We start from the raw sequence: 16746 nt of genomic DNA, 5'->3' as shown, positions 1-16746 counted from the left end.
TCTATCCGTAAGGGTTCACAGGGTTTTCATGAATTCGATCAGCGCACGCTTGTCGTCGTCCGACAGCGTCGTGCCGTACAGGTGACCGCTGTTGTGATTGCCTTCCAGGCGCGTGTCGTACGTGAAGTCCGCCGAGGCTTTGGCCTGGGCGCCGCTGGTGACGAAGCCGACGTTGACCGGGTCGTAGACATCGGAGCCGGTGATGAACACCTGCGGACGTTTTTCCGGCGGTTGCAGCAAGTCCCACAGGGTCGGCACCGAGCCGTTGTGCAGGTACGGCGCGCGCAGCCAGATGCCGTCGGTGGGCGTGTTGCTGTAGCTCTGGGTCTTGCGGTAGGCACCGAAATCGAACGGCGGTTTCTTGAAGGTGTGGAAGGCCGCCACCAGCCCGGTGGTGAACGAGTTCAGCCGGTGCGGATCGGTGCCGAGCTGGTCGATGTTGGTGGTGACCTGCCCGGTGTCGACGCGACCGAAATCGTGACAACCCGCGCAGTTAGCCTCCCACACCGGTTTGCCCTGAGCTACCTTGGCCTGATCCAGTGCCCACGGCCACGCCGGCGCCTTGTGCCCAAGCAGCCAGTTGGTCACCCGGTTGAAACTCGGCGGCAGCACCGATTCCGGCGTCGCGCCCACGGCCATCGCAGCCGCGTAGTTGCGCTCGTGGATCTTGTTGTTATTGCCGTCCCAGTGCAGGTACATCGATTCCCGGGGTTTCTGATTCCACACTTGCGGCAGGTCGACGGTGCCGATGGTCGAGTCATCCGGGAAGCCGAACACCACCATTTTCGTCGGGTTGAAGGTGTCGGTGCGCCCCGGTCCCTGTTGCGGGCGCAGTTTCTGCCAGGCGTAGGCCTGCTTCTGTTTGAGCAGCGCGGTCTTGGCCATCGGGATGATCAGGTAACGGTTGTAGAGCTTCTCGAAAAAGCCCAGCTGGAATTTGCTGTTGATTGCCGCCATCACTGCGTCGGTGGTGAATTTCGGATCGCTGGCGCAATCGTAGGCGAACCACTGGAAGGCCTGCAGTTGCAGGGTGTTGGCCGGTGCACTCGGCACGTTGACTGCGACGTCGCTGGCATTCGCCCGGTAGGAGCCGGTGTGGCACAGCGCGCAGTTCGGCTCGACGGTCGGGTAGCCGATCTGCCGCTTGGCCATGCCGATCGGCAGGTCCTTGCCGTTCTCGAACAGGAAACCGAAGACTTCCCAGCCACCGGGTTTCGGCAGTTTTTCCGGGCACATCTGCGGCAGCACGGAGAACAGGTAATACGGAATTCGCGCTTCGATACCGAGACCGATGGCGGCGTATTTATAGTGATCTTCGTCGGAGGCGTAATCCTGCTCCGGCACCACGCGCAGCATCTGATACCAGGTCTGGTAACCGATGAACGCCAGCAGCGACACCACGACCAGCGTGCCGACCTTGAACGCGTGACTCTGCCACTGCCGCGCCCACGCTGCGCGCCATTCGCGCCAGCCGTCACAGAGCAGCGTCAGCGGTCGGTTTTCAGGGGTGGTGCCGAGGTACAGCAGGATGCCGAGGATCAGGAAGAAACTCAGGTCGCCCATCAGCATCGGCACGAACACCGAGCCCTGGCTGCTGGTGTTGATCAGGTAGATCCAGAACGCCACGGCGATCAGCCGCGTCAGCACGCACAGCCAGGAATGCACCACGTAGCGCGGCGCGTTGAAGCCCGAAGGCATGTAGAACACGCTGATGCCCACCAGCAGCATCCCGGCGTTTTCCAGCCACGGGTCGGAGAGTTGCGGCGGCAGGCCGACCACCGATGTCAGCAACCCCGGCGCGAACAGCGCCGGGATCGCGAACACCATGTTCATCGCAATGCCGAGCCAGATGAAGCGTTGAAACCAGCGGATGTAGCTGTCCATATCAGTTCCCCAGATCGTTCCCCCGTCGAAGCGTCGAACCGTCCGCGAGGGAATGCATCTCGTGACGCTCCGCGTCACAAAAGCGGACGCAGAGCGTCCATGGCGGCGTTCCCACGCAGAGCGTGGGAACGATCGACACGATCGGGGCTATCCGAGGGCTGTTTTCTCCAGGTGTTCAAGGATGATCGGATACACATCGACCACCGCGTTCTTGCCGAACATGCAATCGATATGGCCGTAACCCGGCACCACATGCCGGCTGTAACGCTCCGGCCCGTACTTCTCACAAACCCGCTGATAGGTCTTGAGCGTGCTCTCCGGCAAATAACACTGGTTGTCGGCGCCGCTGATGAAGCAGATCGGCATGGTCAGCCGATCAAAGTGCGGCATGTACACGTCGCGCCCTTTGAAATCCACCAGATGCCCTTTGCGCACGATCAGCGCCAGGTGCTCGAAGGTCTCGATGTTCGACTCGCCGAACAGCTCGTGCAGGTTGTCGTGCAGGGTTTCGTTGAGGGTGTCGTGGCGATACAGCGAGGCGTACATGAAGGTGATGCGGTGGCACACCGGGTTGGTGCAATAGCCCTGGGCTTCGATCCGCGCGTAGCCGTTGAGCGCCTTGTCGTAGAGCCGGTTGAACCAGTTCTCCTTGCTGTCGGCGTAGGCGGTCATGGATTTGATGCCGATCGCATCGAGCATCCCCGGCAAGTGCAGACCGGCCTTCAGCCCCGTTGCCGTTGCGACCACGGTATCGGCGGCAATCTGCGAGCAGACCACCGAACGCACGCCCTGCAAACCGGCGAGCAGCGACATGAAGAACGTGGTCGCGCCGTAGCAATGCACCACGCACTGCACGTCCCTGGCTCTGGTTTCCTGCTGGATCTGTGCGATGGCGGCCTTGAAGTCGTACTGGGCGATCTGGTCGCCGTTCCATTCCTTCTTGCTTGCCGGCAGCAGGATGCTCACCCGGAAATCCAGCAGCCACACGTCGTAGTCGTGCTTGCAGAGAAACTCCAGCAGGTTGGTCTGGATCGTATCGGTCGAGAAGATATTCGAGCCCACACCCAGACCATGCACCAGCATCACCGGGCCTTTGCTGCCGGCCTGATAACGGGTCAGGCGCAACTGCACGCCGTCTTCAGTAGGGAAGAAATGCACGGCCGGCGTCGGTGCATCCAGTGGCCGTTTCAGCCGTGGCGGCGCGTCGGGATTGAAGTATTTGTCACCGGCAAACACCCCGCCATAACTCTCCCAGAGAATCCCGGCGAAGAACTTGCCGAACCGCGCCAGCCCTTCGATGCGCTCACGCTCGTTGCGCGCATTGAGGACTTTCATGGTGGTCATCTGCTTGGCGAAATCGGTCGGTTTGATGTGCATCACCCCGGAGCCGATCACCTCACCGGACTTGTCCGGCCCGCGATACAGCGTCACGTAGAGGGTGCTGGTGTCGTGCCAGATATTCAGCACGCCGTTGTCTTCCGGCACGGTCTTGAAGGCGCTGAAGAAATAGTCGTGGCCGTCCTCGGCGGTCAGCTTCATGTCGTACTTCATGTGGCGCGTGTCGACCTGCTGCTCGAACTGCTCGAACAGGTTGAACACACCGTTGCTGGCGGTCAGCGGTTCCGGCGACAGCGCCGGGGCGATCACCGTGCCGACGATGGTCGCGGCGTGTTCCGGCTCCTTGATCATCCGGTTGAGGTCGTTGGCGGTGATGGTCAGGGTGAAGTCGATCGGCGAGTTGTCCGCCTCGCCGCGTTTGGCGGCCGCCTCATAAACCTTGAGGTCGGTGCTTTGCGCGGCGGTGAAGGCGCGGGAGAAGTAGCCCTTCATGGTTTCGGTGAACTGCACGCCAAGGGTCGGCGGCGCGGTCTGTTTGCGCGGCGCCGACGGCAGCGTGTAGTCGATCGTCCAGCCACGATCGGCGGCCAGCAGGCCCATGTTGCGCTCGCTCACGGCGGAGATGGTCAGCAGCGGATTGACTGCCAGTGAGGTCGGGATCACCGCGCCGTCGGTCACGTACAGGTTGGCGTAGACATCGGTGCCACTGGCGCCACTGAACACCTGGCCCTTGTGGTTGACCACGCCTTGCGCGGCGTCTTCGCCCATCACGCAACCGCCCAGCGGATGCACCGAGACGATGCTGTGCTTGAGCAGCTTGGTCCAGATCGGATTCTCGACCCAGATCCCGCCCAGGGCCTTGGTGCTCTGGTACAGCCGCTCGTTGCCGATCTTGAAGTTTTCCTGCTCGCCGACGCCCGGCCAGTCGATGCGCAGTTGATCCTTGCTGTCGAGGACCATGCGTCCCTGGCCGCTGTCGTGGCTCATGATCAGGTAGGTCTGCATGTTGTGCAGCGCGCCGTGATACGGACCGCGCAGGAAGCTTTCGGCTTCACGCTCCTTGTACTTCACTTTGCCGCTGAAGCTGTCGTCGGTGGGCTTGCCGATCATCTCGGCGAACCCGGCCATTGCCGGCACCATCGGCCGGCCAAGGGCGCCCGGGATCGAACCTTCCTCGATGACCATGCGACTGCTGCGGTCACCCTCGGTGCGCATGTCGATGATCGAGGTGATGCACGGGCCGACCGGTTGCATTTCCTTGGCCGAGTGCGCGCCGAAGCCGATGCCGTTGATGGTCTGCTCGCAGTTATGGCCGAAGCCGAGGATGTCGCCGTTGCCGCTCATGTTCTCGCCGAGCTGCCCGGACATCACCAGGCCCTTGTCCCGCGAGCGCAGCAGAATCTCGGTGGAGCCGAGGGTGCCGGCGGAGACCACGACGATGTCGGCCTTCACGAACAAGGTCGGCGCGTCGAATTTCTCGCGGCCGCTGTCGAGGTACTGGAAGTGCACGATCCAGCCATTGCCGTCGCGCTCCAGATGCCGCACCTGGGCCTGGCAGAAAATCTCCGCGCCATGATTGGTGGCGTCCGGCAGGTAGTTCATCAGCGTGGTGTTCTTGGCCTTGTTGTTACAGCCCGAAACGCAGTCGCCGCAGTGGTTGCACGGCAGTTGCTCGACGCCGACGTGGTTGAGGTTGTTGGGCAGTTTGTCGAAGGTCACGTTGATCGGCGGCTTGTAGAAGTGCGCGCCTTGCTTGAGGAAATCTGCGGATTTTTTGTTGGCATCAAGCTTCGGCAGGTTCGGCGAGGTGCTCGGGTAGGGATTGGGCTTGAGCATCTCCCGGGCCTTGGCGTAACCCTCCTTGAGCAAGCCGTCGTGGTCCTCACGTACCGCCAGTGGCCAGCGCGGATCCTGGAAAACATCGACGGTCGGCTCCAGGGAAACGTTGGCATTGATCAGCGACGTGCCGCCGAGGCCGCAACCGACCACCACGTTCTGCTGCGCGTTAACGTGCAAGTCGAACAACCCGGTGCGCGAGCCGATGTGGCCGTCCGGATCGTGTACCTGCAACTCCTCGGTCGCGGCGATCATGGTGTTGGGGTATTCGCCGGGCTGGATCTCCCGACCGCGTTCCAGCAGACAGACCTTTTTACCGGCCCGGGACAGGCGCGACGCGGCAATGCCGCCGCCGTACCCGGAGCCGATGACGATCACGTCGTAGTGTTCCTTGATTTCGCTGATGGGCGTTGCGATCCGTGTCATGAGGTGGTTCCTCTCTCAGGCAGATGGGGCAACTCTGCGGTTGCCTGCAATCAATGGGCGAACGGGCACCTGGCCTCCGGGAAATCCCGGCGGCAGTAAAACGGTTTGGGCAGGAATCAGGCGCTACAGGCGGGCGTGCTGATTGGCGGCACGACGCAACGTGCGCTTTCGCGGCGAAGCTGCCGGCCGAGCGCGGAGCGTGCAGGGACTGAGGGGTAAGCGGTGTGGCTGGGTATCCATCACGCGTTCTCCCTGAACCAGATGTGGATAAGTGACAGCTGTCCTTGTGCCATTGCAGTGAAGACAGGCACCGGATCGAAGTCAAGGCTGCCTCTTAGAACTGTATGAAATCTGATCAATTGCCTTTTGGACTAAGCCCGCTGGGGGTTGCAGGGTTTGGCGAACAAGTTATCCACATAGACACCCACAGCTAATGGGGACAACTGTGGATGACCTGGAAAAAAATCGGGATTTTGTGAAGAAAATTCGTGACTTATCCAGAAGCGGGGTTTCCATTGGCGATTGATTGTTTTTTGACCAATCGTCTACATGTCAAGGATTACGTGGCTTGTAGAGGATGGCGAACACCTTATCCACAGAAGCGCCAACAGAGTTCGGGGGTAACTTGTCGGGTGCTGTGGAAAAGCGCTGGAGGCGTTGATAAATAGGGGTTTGCGTGGGGATTGGCGGGTTAAAAGACTGAATTGAGCGTTTTTTGATCAGATCTTTGTAAGCCACGGTTTATATGGCTTGCAGCGTACAGCGAACATCTTATCCACAGAAGCGCCAACAGAGATTGGGGGCAAGTCTGAGAGTTGTTCTGGGGAAAAACTCAGAAAAAACCGCGAGTTAGGCTGGTTGTTTTTTGATCTGGGGGCTGAAGGGCTTGGTTTGTATGGGGTTGGGAGAGGGGCGAACATGTTATCCACAAAGTGGTTAACAGGGATTGTGTGTAAATTCTGAGGAGTGGATGGCTTGTGACCGCTGCCCTCACCCCAGCCCTCTCCCGGGGGGAGAGGGAGCCTACGGTGGTGATCTCGCGAGGTACATCGACCTGAGCGTTTATCGTGACCTCAGGTTTTCTCAAATCTGGCGAGAGAGTGATCGAGTCTTGGCGAACCAAGGTCACCACCGGAGTCGCAGGTCGATGTAAGTGGCCGGCCCAACTCGGTCAGTCCCCTCTCCCCCCGGGAGAGGGCTAGGGTGAGGGGGCTTCTAGCGGACAACACCTTCTTCGATCAACAACTTCAAAATCGCTTCAGCACCGGCCTGCGCCGTCACACCTTTTAGTACTTGCCCACCACCCCCACTGGCCTTGGCCGTCGCCGCCTTCATCCGGTCCGCCCCGCTCTTGGCCTTGATCACCTTCAACCGTTTCGGTCGGGGCTTCGCCGGTTGCAGGGTCGCCACCGCCAGCAATTCGTCGTCCGCCACTTCCACGTCCTCAGCCTGGAGAACGCCACGTCGCGCCGGGCCATAAGCACTTTGCCGAGGCTTGGGCGCAGCGTTATCCACAGTCGCCAGAAACGGCAGGCGCACCTTCAGCCGGCGCCGCTGCCCACGGGGCAACGCTTGCAGCACCAGTGCCGAACCGTCGTTGATCGACTCAACCTGAGCCAACCCCACCACCAGCGGCCAGCCCAGCCCTTCGGCCAGCAGGAACGGCAGCATCCCCGAGCCTTCGCCGGTTTCCGCCTGGCTGCCGGTCAACACGACCTGTGCGCCAGCATCACGCAGATACTCGGTCAACGCCGGCAGCGCATCGGCGCCCGCCGGTTGTTCCAGCACATGCATCTGCGCAAGTCCCATGCCCAGATAGGCGCGCAGCGCTGGTTCGGCGATGTCACCGGCGTGCAGCACTTGCAGGTTATCCCCTGCCAGTTGCAGGCCGAGTTCCACCGCGCGGGCGTCCTGATCGGCGCGGCGCGGGCGGCCGGAAGTCGGGTGGGCGCCGATTGAAACCAGACTGATGATCTTTGTGCTCATAACCGTTCCTTAAGCCGCATCGCGCTTGGCTTCGTTGCGGTAAGCCTCTACCGCCGCGATCAAGGCCTGAAGAATTTCCGCGCTTTCGCCGATCACCGACAGGTCGGCACGCTTGATCATGTCGCAGCCCGGATCGAGGTTGATCGCCACGACCTTGTCGCAGGCACCGATGCCTTGCAGGTGCTGGATCGCCCCGGAAATCCCCACGGCCACGTAAACCCGCGCGGTGACCCAGGTGCCGGACGCGCCGACCTGACGGTCGCGGGCCATGAAGCCATCGTCCACCGCCACCCGCGAAGCGCCTTCGGTAGCGCCGAGGGCGGCGGCCGTCCTGTGGAAAAGCTCCCAGTCCTTGACTCCGTTACCGCCGGAAAAGATGAACTCCGCTTCGGCCATCGGAATGGCCGCCGGATCCACCGCCACCGCACCCAGATCCTCGATCCGCGACAGGCTGCGTGCGACGGGTGTGGATAACTCCACCGGCAGCGCTTCGTGACGGGTTTCGCTGACCGGTTCCGCACATTCGGCGGACGCCAGAATCAAACGCGCCACCGGGCGGGCCAGATCCTGCAACCCGGCACCGGCGCGGCCGATGCACTCCTGATCCTTGACCTGCCACACCCGTGTCGCCGGGCGCTCGCCCAGTGCGGCAGCAAAGCGTCGACCGAGTTCGCCGCCACCGCTGCGGCTGTCCGGCAGGAGCCAGTGACGCGGGTTGAACTGGTTATCCACAGCCCGCAAGCCCTGGATCCGTTGTTCCGGTGCATAACCGCTGAATTCTTCGCCTTCCAGCACCAGCAGGCGGTCAACGCCCGCCGTGGCGAAAGCGTTTTCCTTGTGCTCACCAAACACCACGGCCAGCACCGCGCCGTCGCTGCCGGCCAGTTGATGGGCCAGGCCGAGCAAATCACGGTCGTGGCTGCTCAAGCGGCCGCCGACCATGTCCGGCACCACGCTGATGTAGAACGCCGGGGCCGGCACCTGATGCAGCGGCAATTGCACTTCGACCGCGGCCGAACGTTTGACCGCCCCGCCCTGTTGAGCGCCGCTGCGGTCGATGCGCTTGATGCCGTTCGGCCCGATGAAGCCGATGCCGTGCAGGTTCTTGCGGATGATCCCGTTGGGGCCCATCCAGCTGTGTTGCGCCGGTTGCATGGCCGCGTGCAGCGGGTGCAGGCGGTTGCGTGCGATCCATTCGGCGCGGGGGTCGCGGCGGATAATGTCGCTCATCAGTGGGCCTCCGCAGGTTCACGTTTGGCCGGGGTGGCAGGCTTGTTCGGCGCGGCGTCTTCGAGCAGCGCGTCGGCCACCAGTTCGGCGATGTCCTTGATCAGCGGACGCGGTTCGACCACGCCTTCGAGCATCGCCGTGCACTGTGGACAACCCACGGCCACCAGCTCGGCGCCGGTCTCGCGGATGTCTTCCATGCGCATGTCGGGGATCCGCTGCTTGCCCGGAATGTCGGTGATCGGCGCCCCGCCACCGCCGCCGCAGCAGCGCGAACGGAAGCCGGAACGTTGCATTTCCTTGATCTCGATGCCGAGGGCGCGCAGCACTTCGCGCGGCGCCTCGTACTCGCCGTTGTAGCGGCCGAGGTAGCACGGGTCGTGATAGGTCACGCTGTTGCCTTTGTGCTGTCCGAGGTTCAGCGCGCCAGCCTGAATGATTTCCGCCAGATAAGTGCTGTGGTGCTGCACGAGGTAGTTGCCATCGAACGCGCCGTACTCGTTTTTCAGCACATGGAAGCTGTGCGGATCGCAGGTGACGATGCGGTTGAAGCTGTAGTTGGCCAGGGTCTGGATATTGCGTTTGGCGAGCAACTGGAAGGTCGCTTCGTCACCCAGACGGCGGGCCACGTCGCCGCTGTCACGCTCTTCAAGACCGAGTACAGCGAAGTCGATTTTCGCCGCTTTCAGCACTTTGACGAACGCACGCAGCGTGCGCTGATTGCGCATATCGAAGGCACCGTCGCCGACCCAGAACAGTACGTCGGTGGATTTCTTTTCGCTAAGCAGATTGAGGTTCAAGTCCGCCGCCCAGTTCATCCGTCCGCCCGGGGCGAAACCGCCGGGGTTGTCGGTGGCAATCAGGTTTTCCAGGACTTCGGCGCCCTTGTTCGGGGTCGCGCCTTTTTCCAGAGTCAGGTGGCGGCGCATGTCGACGATGGCATCGACGTGCTCGATCATCATCGGGCATTCCTCGACGCAGGCGCGGCAGGTGGTGCACGACCACAAGGTTTCGGCGTCGACCAGACCGTTGACGATCGGTTGATGTGGATTGCCGCCGTGTTCGCCCACCGGTTTGCCCGGATACGGGCTGCCGGCGAACTTGGCATCGGTGCCGCCGGCGAGGCCGACGACCATGTCCTGAATCAGCTTTTTCGGGTTCAACGGCTGGCCGGCGGCGAACGCCGGGCACGCCGCTTCGCACTTGCCGCACTGCACGCAGGCGTCGAAACCGAGCAACTGGTTCCAGGTGAAATCCTTGGGTTTCTCCACGCCCAGTGGCGCGGTCGGATCGTTCAGGTCCAGCGGTTTCAAACCGGTCGAACGACCACCACCAAAACGTTCGGCGCGACGGTGCCAGGCCAGGTGCAGGGCCCCGGCGAAGGCGTGTTTCATCGGCCCGCCCCAGGTCATGCCGAAGAACAGTTCCGACACGCCCCACAACACACCGATGCCGAGAATCGCTGCCAGCACCCAGCCGCCGAAGTTCTCCGGCAGGATCCCCGCCACCGGCAAGGTCACCAGGAAGAACGAGGCCGAGAACGCCAGCAGGCTTTTCGGCAGGCGCATCCACGGGCCTTTCGACAGCCGCGACGGCGGGTTGAGCCGACGTCGGTAAACGAAGATCGCCCCGACGAACATCACTGCCGTCATCAGCAGCAACGCGTAGCCGAGGATCCGGTTATGCAAACCGAAACCGTGCACCAGAATCGCCAGCACGATCGACGCCACCGCACCGCCCGCCGTGGCGACGTGGGTGTTGGCGATGTATTTGTCCCGCGCCACCACGTGGTGCAGATCGACCATGTAACGCTTGGGCATGGCGAACAGGCCGCCGATCAGATCGACCTTCGAGGCCCGGCCTCGGCGCCACATGGCCACCCGCCGCAACGCCCCCAGCACCGCGAGGGCCAGGGCTGCGAACAACAGGATTGGAAGAAGGGTGTTCAACATCAGAGTCACCTCTGGCGAGGTGCAAGCTACAAGCTACAAGCTGCAAGAAAGAGCAGTGGAAACTGCAGTGCTTTTACTTGCGGCTTGCAGCTTGGGCTCGCAGCTGAGCCGTCAAAAATCCTTACAGAGCCGGAGTGCGTCGTAGATGGCGGCGTGGGTATTACGCTGCGCCACGCAGTCACCGATGCGGAACAGCAAGTAACCGTCGCCGGTGCTGCTCAACGAAGGTTGTGGCTGGATCGCAAACAGTGCCTCGACATCGATCTGGCCCTTGTTGCGCGAGCCGTCCTTGAGGGCGTAGTAGATTTCTTCGTCCGGGCGCACGCCGTTCTCGACGACCACCTGATCCACCACCCGCTCCTCTTTGGCGCCGGTGTACTCGTTCTCCAGCACGGCAACGAGCTTGTCGCCTTCGCGGTAGACCTTCTCCAGCATCATGTCGCCGGTCATGATCACTTCTTTCGGGTACATGCTGCGGTAGTAGGTCGGGAACGACGTACCGCCGATGGCCACGCCCGGCTTGATGTCGTCGGTGACGATCTCGACCTGGCTGCCCTTGTCGGCGAGGAAGTCGGCCACCGACATCCCGGTGAACTCGCAGATGGTGTCGTAGACCAGCACGTTCTTGCCCGGCGCGACCTTGCCGTCGAGCACGTCCCAGCTGCTGACGACCAGCCCTTCAGCGGCGCCCCAGTGTTCGTTCTGTTCCAGGTACGGGTGACCGCCGACCGCCAGCACCACGATGTCCGGACGCAGGTCCATGATGGTGTCGGCATCTGCGGCAGTGCCCAGGCGCAGGTCGACTTTCAGCCGTGCCAGTTCCAGCTGGAACCAGCGAGTGATACCGGCAATCTGGTCACGCTGCGGTGCTTTCGAAGCCGTAGTGATCTGGCCGCCGATGAATTCCTTCTTCTCGAACAGGGTCACATCGTGGCCACGCTCGGCCGCCACACGGGCAGCTTCCATCCCCGCCGGGCCGGCACCGACGATCACCACCTTGCGTTTCGGCCCGGTGGATTTCTCGATGATGTGCGGCACGCCCATGTATTCACGGGAAGTCGCAGCGTTCTGGATGCACAGCACGTCCAGACCTTGATACTGACGGTCGATGCAGTAGTTGGCGCCGACGCACTGCTTGATCTGGTCGATCTGGCCCATTTTGATCTTGGCGATCAGGTGCGGGTCGGCGATGTGGGCGCGGGTCATACCGACCATGTCGACGTAACCGCCCTCCAGAATCCGCGTGGCCTGGTTCGGGTCCTTGATGTTCTGCGCGTGCAGCACCGGAACCTTGACCACTTCCTTGATCCCGGCCGCCAGGTGCAGGAACGGCTCCGGTGGATAACTCATGTTCGGAATCACGTTGGCCAGGGTGTTGTGGGTGTCACAACCCGAGCCGACGACGCCGATGAAATCGAGCATGCCGGTGTCGTCGTAATATTTGGCGATCTGCTTCATGTCTTCGTGGGACAGACCGTCCGGGTGGAACTCGTCACCGCAGATACGCATGCCGACGCAGAAGTCGTCACCGACCTCGGCGCGAACGGCTTTCAGGACTTCCAGACCGAACTTCATCCGACCCTCGAAAGTGCCGCCCCATTCGTCGGTACGCTTGTTGACGCGAGGGCTCCAGAACTGGTCGATCATGTGCTGGTGCACGGCCGACAGTTCGACGCCGTCCAGGCCACCGGCCTTGGCGCGGCGAGCCGCTTGCGCGTAGTTGCCGATCACCCGCCAGATTTCTTCCGGCTCGATGGTCTTGCAGGTGGCGCGGTGCACCGGTTCGCGGATACCCGACGGCGACATCAGGGTCGGCCAGTGGAAACCGTCCCAACGGGAGCGACGGCCCATGTGGGTAATCTGGATCATGATCTTGGCGCCATGCTTGTGCATGGCGTCGGCGAGATTCTGGAAGTGCGGGATGATCCGGTCGGTGGACAGGTTCACCGAACTCCACCATTGCTGCGGGCTGTCGATCGCCACCACGGACGAACCGCCACAGATCGCCAGGCCGATGCCGCCCTTGGCTTTCTCTTCGTAATATTTGACGTACCGCTCGGTGGTCATGCCGCCGTCGGTCGCGTAGACCTCGGCGTGCGCGGTGCTGAGCACGCGGTTGCGGATGGTCAGTTTGCCGATCTGGATCGGCTGGAACATTGCTTCGAAAGCCATGGCGGGTTCCTCGACTTACAACGGCTTGACGGTGAACAGGCCGTCGTCGTGGCCTTCTTCGGAGCCACCGTAGACCTGCTCGGCCACGGTGCGGATCTTGCTGCCGCGAGCGGCGAGGATCTGGTCCATGGCACCGGCAAACCAGCCGGTGAACATGTAGTCGACCTTGCGCCCGACCTTGCCGTAGACGTAGACGAACGCCGAGTGTTCGAGCTTGACGCTGGCGGTGCCTTTGTCGAGGTCGATGTCCTGGATCTTGAACAGGCCCCAGCCGCGCTGCGACAGGCGCTTCATGTAGTGCTCGAACACCGCGACGCCTTCCAGGCCGTGGCACTCGGCTTCTTTTTCACACCAGTGCCAGGCGGATTTGTAGCCGGCCTTGTAGAGGATTTCGGCATAGGCGTCAGCGCCCAGTACTTCCTCGATGCCCATGTGGTTGTTGACGAAGAAATGCCGTGGCACGTACAGCATCGGCAGGGCGTCGGAGGTCCAGACACCGGTCTCGCTGTCGACTTCGATTGGCAATTGCGGGGCGATCTTGGCCATGGAAACTTAACTCCAGAAAAATTTTGGTGTTGCCCCCGGCGCGGACGGCCGGGGGGAAGTATTCGGGAAGCGGCGGCTTACTCGCCCCAGACATCCTTGAGGACGTTGACCCAGTTTTCACCCATGATCTTGCGTACCACGCGCTCGGAGTGGCCGCGCTTGAGCAGGGTTTCGGTCAGGTTCGGGAACTCGCCGACGGTGCGGATGCCCAGCGGGTTGATGATCTTGCCGAAGTTGGTCAGACGGCGGGCGTAGCCCTTGTCGTGGGTCAGGTATTCGAAGAAGTCCTGACCGTGACCCTGGGTGAAGTCGGTGCCGATGCCGATGGCGTCTTCACCGACGATGTTCATGGTGTATTCGATGGCTTCGGCGTAGTCGTCGATGGTCGAATCGATGCCCTTGGCCAGGAACGGCGCGAACATGGTCACGCCGACGAAACCGCCGTGGTCAGCAATAAACTTGAGCTCTTCATCGGACTTGTTGCGCGGGTGCTCTTTCAGCCCCGACGGCAGACAGTGGGAATAGCAGACCGGTTTTTTCGATTCGAGGATGACTTCCTCGGAAGTCTTGGAGCCGACGTGGGACAGGTCGCACATGACGCCGACACGGTTCATCTCGGCGACGATTTCGCGACCGAAGCCCGACAGGCCACCGTCACGTTCGTAGCAACCGGTACCCACCAGGTTCTGGGTGTTGTAGCACATCTGCACGATGCCGACGCCGAGCTGCTTGAACACCTCGACATAGCCGATCTGGTCTTCGAACGCATGGGCATTCTGGAAGCCGAAGAGGATGCCGGTCTTGCCCTGCTCCTTGGCCTTGCGGATGTCGGCGGTGGTGCGGACGGGGATCACCAGGTCGCTGTTTTCACGAATAAGTTTCTGGCTGGCGGCGATGTTGTTGACCGTGGCCTGAAAGCCCTCCCACACCGACACGGTGCAGTTGGCCGCCGTCAGACCGCCCTTGCGCATGTCTTCGAACAGCTCGCGGTTCCATTTGGCAATGATCAGACCGTCGATAACGATGCTGTCGGCGTGTAATTCGGCTGGGCTCATCAGGCGTCCCCTTATTGGCGATTCATGCGCCGAATCGTCTGCCGGCGCTTTGGGGCCAGCATATGCCTCGGTGCGCGACCAGCCGGGTGCAAAAACGACAGGGGAATTGCCGAAAGCGTCAATCCGCGACAAAGGGTCGCCAACCGGTCCGACCGGCCACCTGTTCAAGCCCGCGAGCTTGAGCCAGAATCTGCCGCATCCCGGAAACACCACTGGATTAGAGCGGCGACATCAATGAAATCGATCTTCCTGGCCCTGGCCCTGATTGCGACCGGCGTACACGCCGCCGAAGAGTCCGACAACAACCCGTGCGACGCGGTGGAAAACGACATCCAGACCCTGGAATGCTCGACCTACAGCCGCACCACCGCCGAAGACCTGCTCAAGGACAACTACGCCAGCCTGAACGAGCGCATGCAGACCACCTACGGCAAGAACCCGGCGCAACTGGCCGACATCACCGCCAAACTCAAGGCCGCCCAGCAACAATGGCTGAAAACCCGCGATGCGGACTGCGCCGTCGAAGCCTTCCCGGCGACGGACGGCAGCAAGGCGTTCAAGATTGCGCAGAATGACTGCGTGGCGCGTATGAGTGACGAGCGGTCGGAGTTTTTGGAGTCGATAGGACAGGAGTGAGGGCTTGAGCTGTAAGCTGCACCTCTTCAGCCAATCAAGGGATTTACATGAACATCTGCGGTATCGAAATCAAAGGCAGTGAAGCGATCATCGCCGTGGCGTCCCTCGACGGTTCGGTGCTGAGCCATGTCGCGTTGAACACCAAGAAAATCGCCCTGGACGATGACGACGAGGCGGCCAACGTCAAACTGTTCGCCGCGCAGGTCGCATCGTTCGTGCGCGAGAACTCGATTGATCGCATCGCGATCAAGAAGCGCGGCAAGAAGGGCGAGTTTGCCGGTGGGCCGACCACGTTCAAGATCGAGGGCGTGTTTCAGTTGCTGGACGGTTGCGAGGTGACGCTGCTGTCGCCGCAGACGATCAATGCCCAGGCCAAGAAGCACAATTTCGAGCTGCCGGGGACGCTGAACAAGTATCAGCATGAAGCCTACAAGGCAGCGTGCTCGGCATTGGTGAAGAAGTAGCTAGCGCGCTTTACGTGCGCTCAGCCAATCACCGAAGGACTTATCCTCCAGCGCATAGCCCCCACGGCTCGACTTCCACACCAGCTCCTTGTCGCGCAGGGCATCGATGCAGGCCTGAATGGTCTGGGTGCCCGGCACCACGTCGCTGCCCAGGTTTTCCAGTGCCTTGCTGACGGCCGTGAGCGTGCTGTCTGTGAACGGCGCGAATGGCTCGTTGTTCTGTGAGCGCTCCACCATCACCTCCAGCACGGCGCGCTGAGGGATGGTCAGAGCGTTCCAGGCGCTTTCGAACTCGGTCCACACGCCTGCGCGCAACAATTCGGCACGGCTTTGCAGCAACTGCCCCAGATTGCTGGCCTCGCCCAACTCCAGCGCGACTTCGCCGATGATGGTGCGCAACATTTCCGGGCGTCGCCCCACCAATTCAAAGGCGTCATCGATATCGGCCGCACTGAACTGGTTGGTCTCGGCCAGATGGGCGTTGAGGTGCAAGGTGTACGCTTGAGTGAACTCTTTTCCCAGCAGCGGAAAGGGCGTGATGCTCGAGCCGAAAAACGGTTGGCTCTTGCCCAGCACCAGATGGGCGAGTTTGTCGCGATTGGAACCGGTGAACACCAGGTGCAAACCGCTGCCCTCGCCTTCACGTCCCTGGTTGAGCTGATCCCGCGCAGCCTTCAGGGCAAACATCGCGTTGATGCCCGCTGCGGTGGTGAGTGCGTGCTGGGCCTCGTCGATCACCAGCACTACCGATTTTTCCGCGGCGCTGTGGAGCAGTTCCAGCGCTTGCGTCAGGGTCGCGCCGGCCGGCAGTTGCGGCTTGGTGAAATCCCAGGACAAGGTGCGCAGAAAGCTGAGTTTTTCGATGCCGATATTCTTCGCCAGTTTGCGGATGCCCTTTTCAAAGGGGACCAACGCACCTGCAATGGCACTGGCGATCAAGTCAGCAGGGTCTTTTTCCTTGTCGGCCCACAGGTCGACGTAAACCGTCAGCCAGCCTCGGGCCAGGCATTCCGGGATCAGGTCCTCGCGCAGAAAGGTACTTTTGCCGGTGCGACGCGGCGCTGCCAGAAAAAGACCGGAGGTGAAATCCTGCAGACCCGCACCCACCAGACCATCGGCAACGCTGCGGGCCAAAGCGGGTCGGCGGAAGACGAAGCCGTTGTTTCTGGACATGGTTTTACACTCAATTATTCAAACGACTGTAATTTATACCTCAAAGTATAA

Annotated in this window: 11 protein-coding genes; 2 read left to right on the top strand and 9 right to left on the bottom strand. The window is 61.7% G+C overall.

All coding sequences use genetic code 11. The features are described from left to right. Positions 1-15: 15 nt before the first annotated feature. The 8 genes from L6D82_RS06230 to L6D82_RS06195 all read right to left on the bottom strand — a co-directional run bounded on the left by L6D82_RS06230 (position 16) and on the right by L6D82_RS06195 (position 14422). Positions 16-1884 carry a c-type cytochrome gene (locus tag L6D82_RS06230; RefSeq protein ID WP_236188382.1) on the bottom strand — a complete coding sequence of 623 codons (1869 nt, stop codon included), beginning with the start codon at positions 1882-1884 and terminating at the stop codon, positions 16-18. 147 nt (positions 1885-2031) lie between these two features. Beyond that, the gene (locus L6D82_RS06225) at positions 2032-5484 is read right to left on the bottom strand and encodes a GMC oxidoreductase (RefSeq protein ID WP_236188377.1); all 3453 of its coding nucleotides are present in this window, start codon (positions 5482-5484) and stop codon (positions 2032-2034) included. Between the two features lie 1215 nt (positions 5485-6699). Then, positions 6700-7470, bottom strand: a complete 771-nt coding sequence (etfB, locus tag L6D82_RS06220; protein WP_236188375.1) for an electron transfer flavoprotein subunit beta — start codon at positions 7468-7470, stop codon at positions 6700-6702. 9 nt (positions 7471-7479) lie between these two features. Continuing rightward, on the bottom strand, positions 7480-8700 hold the full coding sequence (gene etfA, locus L6D82_RS06215; protein WP_007959785.1) for an electron transfer flavoprotein subunit alpha: 1221 nt from the start codon (positions 8698-8700) through the stop codon (positions 7480-7482). Beyond that, positions 8700-10649, bottom strand: coding sequence for a dimethylglycine demethylation protein DgcB (gene dgcB / locus L6D82_RS06210; protein WP_236188374.1), 1950 nt, complete (start codon positions 10647-10649; stop codon positions 8700-8702). Before dgcB ends, etfA begins: the two co-directional genes overlap by 1 nt. Before the next feature lie 111 nt (positions 10650-10760). Then, entirely contained in the window at positions 10761-12821 is a 2061-nt protein-coding gene (gene dgcA / locus L6D82_RS06205) for a dimethylglycine demethylation protein DgcA (protein WP_011336289.1), read from the bottom strand. 15 nt (positions 12822-12836) lie between these two features. Beyond that, the gene (locus L6D82_RS06200; RefSeq protein ID WP_007926354.1) at positions 12837-13367 is read right to left on the bottom strand and encodes a DUF5943 domain-containing protein; all 531 of its coding nucleotides are present in this window, start codon (positions 13365-13367) and stop codon (positions 12837-12839) included. Between the two features lie 77 nt (positions 13368-13444). Next, the gene (locus L6D82_RS06195; RefSeq protein ID WP_007959776.1) at positions 13445-14422 is read right to left on the bottom strand and encodes a dipeptidase; all 978 of its coding nucleotides are present in this window, start codon (positions 14420-14422) and stop codon (positions 13445-13447) included. Between the two features lie 234 nt (positions 14423-14656). On the opposite strand from L6D82_RS06195, the gene L6D82_RS06190 reads away from it, so the two are divergent. Together L6D82_RS06190 and L6D82_RS06185 are read left to right on the top strand one after the other, a co-directional pair. Then, positions 14657-15058 (top strand): lysozyme inhibitor LprI family protein, encoded by a 402-nt coding sequence (locus L6D82_RS06190; RefSeq protein ID WP_007959774.1) that lies wholly within the window; start codon positions 14657-14659, stop codon positions 15056-15058. Between the two features lie 47 nt (positions 15059-15105). Further along, on the top strand, positions 15106-15522 hold the full coding sequence (locus tag L6D82_RS06185; protein WP_236188373.1) for a DUF3010 family protein: 417 nt from the start codon (positions 15106-15108) through the stop codon (positions 15520-15522). Here the strand turns inward: L6D82_RS06185 and L6D82_RS06180 are convergent, their stop codons facing one another. Further along, positions 15523-16695, bottom strand: a complete 1173-nt coding sequence (locus L6D82_RS06180) for an ATP-binding protein (protein ID WP_236188372.1) — start codon at positions 16693-16695, stop codon at positions 15523-15525. Between the last annotated feature and the right edge of the window lie 51 nt (positions 16696-16746).

It is taken from the genome of Pseudomonas paraglycinae, assembly GCF_021601625.1.
GTDB lineage: Bacteria > Pseudomonadota > Gammaproteobacteria > Pseudomonadales > Pseudomonadaceae > Aquipseudomonas > Aquipseudomonas paraglycinae.
This window is presented reverse-complemented; position numbering and strand designations above follow the sequence as displayed.

Coding starts and splice junctions, on each gene's coding strand:
- L6D82_RS06230 (WP_236188382.1), bottom strand. CDS start 1,884: ATGGACAGCTACATCCGCTGGTTTCAACGCTTCATCTGGCTCGGCATT.
- L6D82_RS06225 (WP_236188377.1), bottom strand. CDS start 5,484: ATGACACGGATCGCAACGCCCATCAGCGAAATCAAGGAACACTACGAC.
- etfB (WP_236188375.1), bottom strand. CDS start 7,470: ATGAGCACAAAGATCATCAGTCTGGTTTCAATCGGCGCCCACCCGACT.
- etfA (WP_007959785.1), bottom strand. CDS start 8,700: ATGAGCGACATTATCCGCCGCGACCCCCGCGCCGAATGGATCGCACGC.
- dgcB (WP_236188374.1), bottom strand. CDS start 10,649: ATGTTGAACACCCTTCTTCCAATCCTGTTGTTCGCAGCCCTGGCCCTC.
- dgcA (WP_011336289.1), bottom strand. CDS start 12,821: ATGGCTTTCGAAGCAATGTTCCAGCCGATCCAGATCGGCAAACTGACC.
- L6D82_RS06200 (WP_007926354.1), bottom strand. CDS start 13,367: ATGGCCAAGATCGCCCCGCAATTGCCAATCGAAGTCGACAGCGAGACC.
- L6D82_RS06195 (WP_007959776.1), bottom strand. CDS start 14,422: ATGAGCCCAGCCGAATTACACGCCGACAGCATCGTTATCGACGGTCTG.
- L6D82_RS06190 (WP_007959774.1), top strand. CDS start 14,657: ATGAAATCGATCTTCCTGGCCCTGGCCCTGATTGCGACCGGCGTACAC.
- L6D82_RS06185 (WP_236188373.1), top strand. CDS start 15,106: ATGAACATCTGCGGTATCGAAATCAAAGGCAGTGAAGCGATCATCGCC.
- L6D82_RS06180 (WP_236188372.1), bottom strand. CDS start 16,695: ATGTCCAGAAACAACGGCTTCGTCTTCCGCCGACCCGCTTTGGCCCGC.